Here is an 11,835-nt window from a genome sequence, read left to right as displayed (position 1 = left end):
CTCCCCCATCTCCCCCATCTCCCCCCTTTCCCCCATCTCCTCCATCCCCCCCTCTCCCCCTCTCCCCATCCCTGATTGCAGGAGTCGATGAGGTAGGAAGGGGAGCGTGGTTTGGGCCGGTGGTGGCTGCTGCTTGCATTTTGCCACCGGAGGCGCTAGAGGAACTGACAGCTTTGGGAGTGCGGGATAGCAAACAATTGAGTCCTGCGGCGCGATCGCGGTTGGCAGTTAAAATCCAGGCTATGGCTGTTGATTGCCAAATTGGTGTAGCGTCTGTACGGGAGATCGACCGGATCAATATTTTGCAAGCTTCGCTGCTGGCGATGAAACGGGCGATTCTAAAACTCAATACTTTGCCTGAGCTTTGCCTGATTGACGGCAATCAGCGGATACCAAATTTGGTGGTTCCCAAGGCTGGCTACCCCTACGCGCAACAAACGATGATCCAAGGAGATCGGCGATCGCTTGTCATTGCTGCGGCTAGTATAGTTGCTAAGGTTTGGCGCGATGAGTTGATCGTCCGCATGGCTGTAAAATTCCCAGAATATGACTTGACAAATAATAAGGGTTATGGTACGCCAAAACATAGATTGGGTTTGGAGCGCTACGGTGTCTCCCCTTTCCATCGAACCTCTTTTAGTCCTTGTCGAAAATAGTATAGCTAGGGGCTAGGGGCTAGAGAAGAGGGGCTAGGGGCTAGGGGCTAGGGGCTAGGGAAGAAGGGAAGAAGGGAAGAAGGGGTTAAAGGCTAGGGGCTGGGGGCTAGAAAATAGGGCAAGAGAAGAAGAAAGTTCCTAATTTCTCTTAATCTCTACCTCTCTCTTCCCTTTATTTCCCTAGCCCCTAGCCCCTTCTTCAATAGGAATTTCGATCGTGAACTCCGATCCTTGTCCTGGGGTAGAAGTACAACTTAACTTACCGCCATGCTGTTCAACCACAATTTGGTAGCTAATTGATAGTCCTAAACCAGTACCTTTACCAGCAGGTTTTGTTGTAAAAAATGGATCGAATAGCTGCTTAGAAATTTCCTCACTCATACCGGGGCCATTGTCCGAAATGCGAATTATAGCATTGGAGGAACTAACTTCAGTTTTGATTTTAATCAGGCTGGGATTAGCCTTAATTTCAGTAATAGATCGGTTTTGATTATACTCATCAATTGCATCAATTGCATTACCAATCAAATTCATAAACACCTGATTAATCTTCCCAGCATAGCACTCAATCATTGGTAACTTTCCGTACTCCTTAACGACAGAAATTTCAGGATAGGCGGCACGAGCTTTCAGCCGACTTTGCAGAATCAGTAGCGTCCCTTCAATGCCTTCGTGAATATTTACTAAACTGGTTTTAGTGTCGTCCTTGCGAGAGAAATTTCGTAGCGATCGCACAATTTCGCGAATACGGTCTGCCCCAACGTGCATCGAAGACATCGCTTTAGGCAAATCTTCTAACAAAAACTCTAAATCTATCTCCTCAATTGTATTTTGAATAGCTGCCACTGGCTGGGGGTAATTCTGCTGGTACAACTCAACCAAATTGAGCAAATCTTCCGTGTAGTGACCGACATGGACAAGATTACCGCATACGGAATTTACGGGATTATTAATTTCATGAGCAACTCCAGCAATCATTTGACCTAGAGAAGACATTTTCTCAGTGTGAATTAATTGAGCTTGAGTCTGTTGTAGCTCATGCAAAGTTTTCTCTAACTGCGTCTTTTGCTCTCTGAGTTCGCATTGCGATCGCACAGCAAGATCCTCTGCCTGCTTGCGCTCAGTAATGTCAACGATCAGCCCCTCCAAAGCGAGTACATCTCCTGAATCCGAGAATACCCCAATCCCTTGTTCCCAAATCCATTTGAGTTCCCCCGCCTTAGAAGTAATGCGATAAGTTAACTGATAGGGTCGATTTTCCTGTAAAGCAATTTGGACAGCAGTCCACAAACGCTCCTGATCTTCTGGGTGAGTAATCTCTGACAGAGACAGTTTGCGATCGCCAACAAACTCGTCTGGGTGGTAGCCAGTTAACTGATAGCAACCTTCGCTGACAAATTCTAGACTGCGATCGGCATCGTTACGGAAGCGGTAAGCCATACCAGGTAAATTACCCATCAGTGTTGCCAAAGCTCGCTGGCTCTCCCGTAGAGCCTCCTCAACAGCTTTACGGTCAGTAATATCCGTCATCACAGCCAGCAAACACATCTCATCGCCCAGATTAATAATCTCAGCCGATAGCAGCACCACCACCACATTGCCAGACTTCATCCGCAACTCATATTCGCAGTTACGAACTACCTCTTGCTCGTGTAAAACTTGTCTTAATCTAGTTCTGTCTTCTACATTTACCCAAAGATTCAAGTCCGCTACAGTCTTGTCAATCACCTCATCAAGACGGTAATCCATTAAACTCAGAAAACTATCGTTAACCTCAATAAACCGTCCGTCAGCGAAGGAAGTAATAGTTATCGGATCGGGACTAGAGCGAAAAGCTTTAGAGAATTTTTCCTCTGAGGCCCGTAGCTGAGCTTCCGCCTTTTGACGTTCGGCAATTTCGCTTTGCAATTGCGCGATCGCCTCCTCTAACTGACTGGTACGCTCTTGAACCCGGCGTTCCAAATCCTCATTTGCCTGTTTGAGAGCTTCCTCAGCCATCACCCGGTAGGTAATATCACGCACTACCGCTTGCAGGCCTAACTTGCCTCCGATATCCATAGAAGTCAGTAATACCTCTGCCGGGAATTCCGAACCATCAAGGCGACAGTGCAGCCAGTCGAAACGGCAGTTTCCTATAGACAGAGCCGCAGCCATACGTTCCTGAACTAAAGTAGCTGAATCTTCGCCCCCCGGCTGTAGTCGAGGGCTAAATTCCAAGGGGTGCTTGCCTGTAAACTCATCTTTCCTGTTACATCCGAACAATTTTAAAGTTGCGGGATTGCAGTCTAAAAAGCCATTTTCATCAAGTAGCATCACTGCATCGGTAGTTGATTCGTACAAAGTACGGAATTTTTTTTCCGACTGTTGCAAAGAAGTGATTAATTGGGTTTTTTCCTCTGCCGCCCGTTTTTGCTCAGTAATATCCTGCGTAACTTGGCAAAAACCTCGTAATATTCCGCTTTCATCCCGTAAAGCCGTAACAATGATATTGGCCCAAAACTGGGAGCCATCCTTGCGAACTCGCCAGCCTTCATCTTCAAATCTACCTTGGGCTGTGGCTATCTCTAATTTTTCTGCTGGTTTGCCGAGATCGATTTCCTCCTGAGTGTAAAAGCAGCGAAAGTGGGAACCGATAATCTCGGTAGCTCGGTAGCCTAAAATACCTTCAGCTCCAGAGTTCCAACTAGCTACAAGACCATCAGTATCCAGCATGAAAATCGCATAGTCCTTGACTCCTTCAATTACTAAGCGGAGGCGTTCTCTTTCTTCACTAAGTGCGGCTTCTGCGTATTTGCGCTGAGTGATATCTTCGACAAAACCTTCATAATAAAGTAGTTCGCCGTTGGGGCCGCGAACTGCTCTTGCGTGTTCAGAAATCCAAATTATATTCCCATCTCGGCGGTAAATCTGCGATTCAAAATCCGATACCGCATCATGTTCTTGCAAGGCAGCAACGAACTCGTCACGTCGTTTAGGGTCTACATAAAGCTGCTGTTCGATGTCAGTCAGCCTTGCCATCATTTCTTCACGAGATTTGTAACCATAGAGCCGTGCTAAGGCGGGATTTGCACTGATATAGCGCCCGTCAGGGGTTGTTTGAAAAATGCCTGAAACAGCATTCTCAAACATACTGCGATATTTTGCTTCCATTTGGTGCAGTGCCTCCTCGATCCCCACTAAATCGAGCACATAGTTTGACCGTTGTTGGTTGCCCACTTCCGTACCTGTTTTCTTAGCTAAAGAACACAAAAAGCTTTGTTAGTGATTAATTTGGTAATTGGTAATTGGTAATTGGTAATCGCTAATCGCTAATTACCTATCTCCCCCCTCTCTTCCTCTTTGCCTAGCCCCTTCTTCTACAATTGGTAATTGGTAACTACTAATTACTAATTACTCATTAAAAGCAGTACCTATCCAATTTAAAACTGCTATAAATGCGTAAGCCCTAAATACGATTGTTTGTAGCCGATTTACCTTATTTCCAAGGATTTGTCTGGCAATTTAACACCCTGAGTCGATCTGTCAAGACTTACTTATTACTAAGATAAGGTGGAGCATCCCAATTTTATAGTAAGGGCGAAGCATTTCGGCAGCGTGCAGTTATTTGTTATAAACAGAGATTTACTGTCGGAATGCTTCGCCCCTAGAGAGCTATTTACAAAACTGGGATGATCCCGCTAGCCTCTGCTAGCGATCGCCCAGCATCTCTTTAACTGCGATCGCTGGCGTTCGCTTTTTACTTTCCTGCCTCCAAGAGCATTGCTGTCCCTAAAGTCTACAAGCCCCGAAATCTTGGCGGTTTTAGGGGCGGGACTTACCAAGCCACCTACACTATCGTGTAGATCGTGGGGCAAATCTCGACTCTTGTAAAGTCTCTCTAGGCATACTAGCAATTGAACATCCTACTTCAGCAGCTATTTCTCTGCCTTGAGGGTAGACCAACGCTACATACAAACTATCAGCTTTCAGGTTTAGAAAGAAAAGCTGAGTGTTTGTAAGCATTGGAACCAACTTCAAAATCAGAACTGGCAGCTCAAACCATTTGCTGCCTAGTTTTTTTCATCATCTCTGCCGATAGTCAATTTAAGCTGGTGGCATTAGGCTCTCGCTAGATGTGCGATCTATAAAATTCTCACAATCAGCGAGTCATAGTTGTATCAAAAAATTCAATCTTGGGCAGAGTTGGGCTCTGAAGTATGAAGTTTGTTTAAAGATCGTTTAGACCAATAAATTTGCGTCCACTATGATTCTTCATAGATCGAGTTGCAAGTCAATAGCAAGGTAAACTAGGGACTGGCAAGTTAGAGAACGATGCCGACGGCAAGTTTTGCTAAAGCCCTCTCAAACATCAAATCCTAAATCTCACGACATCTACACATCTAAGATAATCGATTGATGACTGATTCCCCCCCTTCACTCCAACAGCAAGACGCGGCTGCGGTTACGGCAGGCGTTGCCTCTCCCTCGGCAATCGCGCTGGATGCTTCTCTGTGGCCTGAATTGCTCCAACAACTGTTAGATCGTCAGTCCCTTAGTCGCGATCGCGCTGCTGACTTAATGCAAGGATGGCTAGCAGATGCTATTCCCCCAGCACTATCAGGTGCTATTCTAGCTGCTCTCCAAGCTAAAGGCATATCTGCCCAAGAGCTGGCTGGTATGGCTTATGTTTTGCAGTCTCAGTCTCTAGGGAGTTTTGAAGCAGAAAATTCTTCAATTCCCAACTCAAAGCTCAAAACTCAAAACTCCTTAATTGATACCTGCGGAACTGGTGGGGATGGAGCATCAACTTTTAATATTTCGACTGCGGTGGCGTTTGTAGCCGCCGCCAGTGGAATTGCAGTTGCTAAACACGGAAATCGTTCGGCCTCCAGCAAAGTTGGTTCTGCTGATGTTTTAGAAGCATTAGGTGTTAACTTGAACGCCTCTCCCGAAAAGGTTCATGCTGCTATTGAGGAAGTGGGGATCGCATTTCTATTTGCTCCCGGTTGGCATCCAGCCATGAAGGTTGTGGCTCCACTCAGGCGAACTCTGAAGGTGCGAACTGTGTTTAACCTTTTGGGCCCGTTGGTCAATCCCTTGCGGCCGAGGGGTCAAGTAATTGGCGTATTCGATTCAAAATTGGTGGTAATCGTCGCTGAAGCTTTGAGAGAATTGGGTACGGAAGTGGCGATCGTTTTACATGGTCGAGAAAAACTAGATGAGGCGGGATTGGGAGATATTACTGATTTAGCTATTTTGTCACAAGGAGAAGTGCAGCTCAGTGAATTGAATCCTGAAAAAATCGGCGTGACACCAGCAGCGATCGCATCTTTGCGAGGAGGGGATGTGGAAGAAAATTCCCAAATTTTACGGGATGTTCTTCAAGGCAAAGGAACCGACGCGCAACGGTCAGTCGTTGCTTTGAATGCGTCTTTGGCACTGCAAGTAGGAGGAGTTGTACCGCTAGGGGCTCACGAACAAGGGTTGTCTCTTGCCAACGATATCTTACTCAGCGGCAAAGCTTGGTTGAAGTTGGAAGAGTTGGTTAAGTTTATGCGCTGAAGGAAAAAGTTATTTATTCTAGTTAAAAGTGGTTTTTTTGAGCTAATTGGTTCTTCCATACTATAGCGGTTCTCAATTATTATGAGGTACAAATACGACCCTCCCTAGCCCCCTCTTGCAAAGGGGAAGAACCGTCCAAGCCCCCTTTCTAAGGGGGTTGGGGGTAGAGCTATTGTACCTCACCAGACAGAGAAATGCTATAGCTGTAATTAGATTAACTAGAAACTGATAAATTGCTTAAGCAATTTATCAGTTCGTAATTTTCAAAAATGCCTATATATAGCAACCGCTAAGGTGGTTAGGACATTTTAGTTTCCTCAAACCCTTAATTCTATTCCCTTCTTCCTCTTCTTTCCTGAGTATCGGAGCATAGTAGTCCCTCTTTTCCCCTTCTTCCTCTTCTTCCTCTTCTTCCTCTTCTTCCCCTAGCCCCTAGCCCCTAGCCCCTAGTCCCTAACCGCCTTAGCGGTTGCTATAGCTTTAGGATAATGCGATGTTTCCAGTTGGTAATTCAAGGGAATCAGTCAGTTTAAACTCTGTTAGCAATACTATTCAGGGGTTAATTGAATATCGCGTTGACCAACAGCCAGAGGCGAGGGCAATTAATTACCAAAACCACTGTCTGACCTATCAGCAACTCAATCACCGTGCTAACCAATTGGCTCATTACCTACTGAGTTTAGGTTTAGGTGCAGAGGCGCGGGTGTGTGTTTGTCTCCAGCCATCCCTAGAAATTGGTGTAGCTTTGCTAGGCATTTTGAAAGCCGGTGCAGTTTACGTTCCCCTCGATCCCTACTATCCCCGCGATCGCCTCGCCACGATTTTGGAGGACAACCAGCCCCAAGTTATCCTTACTCAGAAAGATGTATTACCAAATTTACCTGCAACTGGGTCAAAGGTTTTCTGTTGCGATCGCGATTGGCAAAGTATAGAGCATCTGTCCACCGACAACCCATCTGTCAATATTGACCTTGACCAGACAGCCTACATCATTTATACATCGGGGACTACTGGCAAACCCAAGGGCGTAACGATCGGTTATCGTAACTTGAGCCATTACATTTTGGTGGCCCAGGAACGTTTTGGTTTTGACCGTACCACGATAATGCCTGCGATCGCTCGCTTCAGTTTTAGTATCACCTTTTTTGAACTCCTATCTCCCTTAGTTGCGGGTGGCACTCTCACGATCCTAGAACGGAAACAGATATTAGATTTCCGTCAAATGTGCCAAATTTTAGAACAGATGACTGCGATCCATGCCTCCCCTAATCTGCTCAAAAAATTGCTAGCCTACATCGAAGATAACAGCATTGATTTGGCAAAGTTTAGCGGATTAAAGCACGTTTCTACTGGTGGCGATCTCGTTCCAGCCAACGTTCTTTTCGCTATGCAGCGGGTGTTCCAAAATGCCGAAATTCACGTCATTTATGGCTGTAGTGAAGTTAGTTGTATGGCTTGCTCCCACTTTGTATCCAGAGAGCAAACAATCACCAAAACCCTTGTCGGACAGCCGTTCCCTAATGTAGCAATTCGCCTATATGAGTCAGAACAAAAGTTGGTTGCTATTGGTGAAATCGGCGAGGTATATATCAGCGGGGCGGGTGTTGCTAAAGGCTATTTGGAACGACCAGAATTAACCACCGAAAAATTTGTCACCATTGACCAGGAGCGTTGGTATCGGACAGGCGATCGGGGACGTTTAGATGCCCAGGGAAATTTAGAAATTCTTGGTCGAACTGACTTCCAAATCAAGCTCAATGGCATTCGGATTGAACCAGGAGAAATCGAAGTTGTACTGCGACAAATTCCAGGGGTAAGAGAAACTGTGGTAGTGTGCCGGGAACTAAATAGTGGCGAATTGGGAATAGTCGCCTATCTGGTACTTCACTCCACCGATCCCCCGAAAATTGACGATATCCGTCGCTATCTCCAGAGCAAATTACCAGAATACATGGTTCCTGCTACCTTTGTAGTTTTGGACGCTCTACCCTTGAACCTCAATCAAAAAGTAGACCGTCAGGCACTTCCCGCCCCAAATTTTGACTCTGGCAATAAGTATATTGCTCCTCGTAATGAATTGGAAATTCAGCTAGCAAAGATTTGGGAACAGGTATTAGGGATCGAACCAATAGGAATCAAAGACAATTTTTTTGAATTGGGTGGTCATTCTCTAGTCGCTGTCAATTTATTAGCAAAAATTGGAAATATTTTTGATAAAAACTTGCCATTATCAATTTTATTTCAGCAGCAAACGATTGAAGAATTTGCTCATATTCTTTCCCAGCCAGAATGGACACCATCTTGGTCTTCGTTAGTCCCGATTCAAACAAAAGGAACGCAAACACCTTTATTCTTAATCCATGCAGTTGGTGGGAACCTTTTAGATTATCAAAAACTCATCTATCATCTAGGTCAAGATCGACCTATTTTTGGGTTACAATCAATCGGATTAGATGGCAAGCAAGAGCCGCTAGCTACTGTGGAAGCAATGGCTCTACACTACATCAATGAAATTAAGACCATTCAGCCTCATGGCCCCTATCTATTTTTTGGCTATTCTTTAGGGGGAATAGTCGCATTTGAGATGGCACAACAACTATATGCCCAAGGAGAGAAAATAAGATGGTTGGGAGTATGCGATATAGGTGTTGGTCATATCAGTAATGAGGAGAAAAATCAGGAGCGAAATGAGCGATATTTTGCTAAGTTTATCAAGCTTCACACAACAAATCTTGGGAAAATTAGTAGCTTTAAAGGAAAGTTAGAATATCTGTGGGATAGAATTTACTGTCGGCTAACTTTATATTACTACAAAAAGCATCTGGTTGGGGAGCTTTCTAAAAATAAAATTTCTCCTCCAGACTACTTATTAAAACTTTTAGATATCAATATGCAAGCTGACATGAATTACAGGTTCAAAATCTACCCAGGTTCTCTAGCTCTCTTTCGTTGCAAATATCAGGATGTGAAATATTACTTCAAGCCTGATTTGGGCTGGGGTGATGTAGTAGCTGGGGGGGTAGAGATTCACAATCTACGTGGGAGTCACTTCGATCTGATGACAGAACCTTGGGTAAAGTTTCTGGCTAAAGACTTGAAAGCATCTTTGGAAATTGGATCGTCTCGGACATATAGCAACCGCTAGGGCGCTTAGGGGCTAGGGGCTAGGGGCTAGGGACTAGGGAAATGAAGAGGGAAGCGGGGAAGAAGAGTTGAGAATCAGAGAGTCATTAAACATGAGTTATGTGAAGTTAAACACCCTCTTTCTTCTTCCCTCTTCCTTCTTCCTTCAGTTACGATCGCGATCGAAATTCTACTACATCTTGCTTAATGGTCACGTCTTTATTACCAAAAAAGTCATGTCCTAGCAATCCAATATCTAGTGTAGGTGCGATCGCTACCTGGATATTTTTGACCTCAAGCCCTCCAGCTTGCAAAGAAGTAACCTGGCCAAGTTGGAAAGTAGCTTCTCCATTAGGTGTTTTGGCTTTCACTGTTCCCTGTGGAACGATCCCCAAAGCTTTTGCCATTGCTGGCGTGATGACTGTACCACTAGCTCCCGAATCTACCATCATCTCAAATTTCTGTTTACCGTTAAAAGTGACATCAATCACGGGAATGTTACCCTCTCGGCGTTTAATTTTGGCTTGAAATACCCCTGAATTAACAGCCGTTGGGCCCAACTCTTGAGGAGTAATTCCACAAACGGATTCATTCAAACTGATAATTTTTCCAGAGGAGTTCCGCATGAAACATCCTTCGTATTCCTGGGCTACGGTTAAATAAGGAAGCATAGCTGTGTAAACCAGGATCGAGCCCGCAGTAGAAATAGCTGTGGCTACAAGCAGCAAGCGGTCTCGGAATTTTTGACCGTTCAGTTGTTGCGTTTTGAAGTTTGAGGTTGAAACTGGGTCAGATTGGTAAGGCATACTTTGGTCAAACGCTATAACACAATCATAGCTGCGATAACTGCCTGTGGGTATAAATTGACACTTTTTAGTTATGACTTAGATACTACATTATTGTTTGTAACGCCGCCCTCTGGGCGGTCAAAGATACCGCCCAGAGGGCGGCTTGCGTAAAGTGTACGTAAGTCCTATGAGTTTGACAGTTCCGGGAATTTAAGGTTAATATTTGTCGCGGGTTCCTACGCTCAAATACCTATTAAAGATAGAAACTTCAGAAGCAAAACCAATTAAAACTTCAATGTCACTTTCTACTGCACAACCAGCTCTTCTAGTTCTTGCCGACGGTACTGCGTATCGCGGCTGGTCGTTTGGCGCGAACGGCACTGTCGTCGGAGAGGTAGTGTTTAATACTGGCATGACGGGCTACCAAGAGGTCTTGACTGACCCTAGCTATTGTGGCCAAATTGTGACTTTTACCTATCCAGAATTAGGGAATACGGGGGTGAATGTCGAGGACGAAGAATCTCATGGGCCGCAAGTGCGGGCTGCGATCGCTCGCAACATCTGCCACAAGCCCAGCAATTGGCGTTCTACTCAGTCTTTGCCGGATTACCTTAAACACCACAGCATTCCCGGTATTTATGGGATCGATACTCGCGCTCTGACTCGGAAAATCCGCACAGTTGGGGCGATGAATGGGGGGATTTCTACGGAAATTCTTGACCCGGCTGAGTTGTTGGAGCAAGTACAGGAAGCTCCCAGTATGGCGGGATTGAATCTTGTTCGGCAAGTAACTACCAGTGAGGTTTATGAGTGGTCTGAACCCACAGAGTCTAACTGGGAATTTAGCGACGGTATTAACTCTGATGCTGAAATTTTGACTGTCGTGGCGATCGATTTTGGGATCAAGCGTAATATTCTACGACGTTTGGCCAGTTACGGCTGTCGGGTTGTTGTCGTACCCGCAAACACGCCGCCAGAGGAAATTCTCAAATACAAGCCAGACGGGATTTTCCTGTCGAATGGCCCGGGAGATCCAGCGACGGTTATAGAAGGGATCGAGACTACGAAGGCGCTGTTAAAGTCTGAAAAACCCATATTTGGGATCTGTATGGGACACCAAATTTTAGGTCGTTCTTTGGGTGCGGATACTTTTAAGCTGAAATTCGGACACAGGGGATTAAATCAACCAGCGGGTTTAACTGAGCGAATCGAGATTACTAGCCAAAATCACGGCTTTGCGATCGATCCCGATTCTCTAGCGGCGGATGTAGAAATTACTCACCTCAACCTCAACGATCGCACGGTGGCTGGTTTGCGGCACAAGTCGCTACCGTTGTTCTCGGTGCAGTACCACCCAGAGGCCAGTCCTGGCCCTCACGATGCTGACTATTTGTTTGAGCGTTTTGTGGAGGCAATGCGAGAGAATCGTAAGGTGGCTGTTGCTAGCTAAGAAATTGGTAATGGGTAATGGGTAATAGGTAATGGGTCATGGGTTAGTTTTGGCTGTCACCCTGGAATATTACCCATTAACGCCTCCTGTAAGTTTTCTCTAGTTCCGGGGATGTGGAGGGGTAATGATTTTATTGGTAGTTTTGCGATCGCACAGCTCTGCCCAACTTCCTTAAAAAGGGGTTAATAAAATTGAGATCCCCGTAAACTCTTTTAAAAAGGTGACAAATAAAACTGACATTGTATCAGTAGACAAAAGACAAAAAAACACATACAAT

The 11,835-nt window shown here is 45.3% G+C and carries 7 protein-coding genes; 4 read left to right on the top strand and 3 right to left on the bottom strand.

Features of this window, described 5'->3' with window-relative positions; all coding sequences use genetic code 11:
* Nucleotides 1-71: 71 nt before the first annotated feature.
* Nucleotides 72-656, top strand: coding sequence for a ribonuclease HII (locus tag OSCIL6407_RS0122605; RefSeq protein ID WP_083893673.1), 585 nt, complete (start codon nucleotides 72-74; stop codon nucleotides 654-656).
* 180 nt (nucleotides 657-836) lie between these two features.
* Here OSCIL6407_RS0122605 and OSCIL6407_RS0122600 read toward each other — a convergent pair whose 3' ends face one another.
* Both OSCIL6407_RS0122600 and OSCIL6407_RS34705 read right to left on the bottom strand, forming a co-directional pair.
* Complete coding sequence (locus OSCIL6407_RS0122600) at nucleotides 837-3,872, bottom strand: PAS domain S-box protein (protein ID WP_007358332.1); 3,036 nt, start codon at nucleotides 3,870-3,872, stop codon at nucleotides 837-839.
* Nucleotides 3,873-4,333: 461 nt separating this feature from the next.
* The gene (locus OSCIL6407_RS34705; protein WP_148288914.1) at nucleotides 4,334-4,549 is read right to left on the bottom strand and encodes a hypothetical protein; all 216 of its coding nucleotides are present in this window, start codon (nucleotides 4,547-4,549) and stop codon (nucleotides 4,334-4,336) included.
* Between the two features lie 502 nt (nucleotides 4,550-5,051).
* Between OSCIL6407_RS34705 and trpD the strand changes: the two genes are divergently transcribed.
* The gene (gene trpD, locus OSCIL6407_RS0122595) at nucleotides 5,052-6,197 is read left to right on the top strand and encodes an anthranilate phosphoribosyltransferase (protein WP_007358334.1); all 1,146 of its coding nucleotides are present in this window, start codon (nucleotides 5,052-5,054) and stop codon (nucleotides 6,195-6,197) included.
* 493 nt (nucleotides 6,198-6,690) lie between these two features.
* A complete protein-coding gene (locus OSCIL6407_RS0122590) occupies nucleotides 6,691-9,342 on the top strand; it encodes a non-ribosomal peptide synthetase (RefSeq protein ID WP_007358335.1) in 2,652 nt (883 codons plus the stop codon).
* A 148-nt stretch (nucleotides 9,343-9,490) separates the two neighbouring features.
* Here OSCIL6407_RS0122590 and OSCIL6407_RS0122585 read toward each other — a convergent pair whose 3' ends face one another.
* Complete coding sequence (locus OSCIL6407_RS0122585) at nucleotides 9,491-10,126, bottom strand: retropepsin-like aspartic protease family protein (protein ID WP_007358336.1); 636 nt, start codon at nucleotides 10,124-10,126, stop codon at nucleotides 9,491-9,493.
* A gap of 277 nt (nucleotides 10,127-10,403) precedes the next feature.
* Between OSCIL6407_RS0122585 and carA the strand changes: the two genes are divergently transcribed.
* On the top strand, nucleotides 10,404-11,558 hold the full coding sequence (carA, locus tag OSCIL6407_RS0122580) for a glutamine-hydrolyzing carbamoyl-phosphate synthase small subunit (protein WP_007358337.1): 1,155 nt from the start codon (nucleotides 10,404-10,406) through the stop codon (nucleotides 11,556-11,558).
* Nucleotides 11,559-11,835: the final 277 nt, after the last annotated feature.

It is taken from the genome of Kamptonema formosum PCC 6407, assembly GCF_000332155.1.
Classification (GTDB): Bacteria; Cyanobacteriota; Cyanobacteriia; order Cyanobacteriales; family Microcoleaceae; genus Kamptonema; species Kamptonema formosum.
This window is presented reverse-complemented; position numbering and strand designations above follow the sequence as displayed.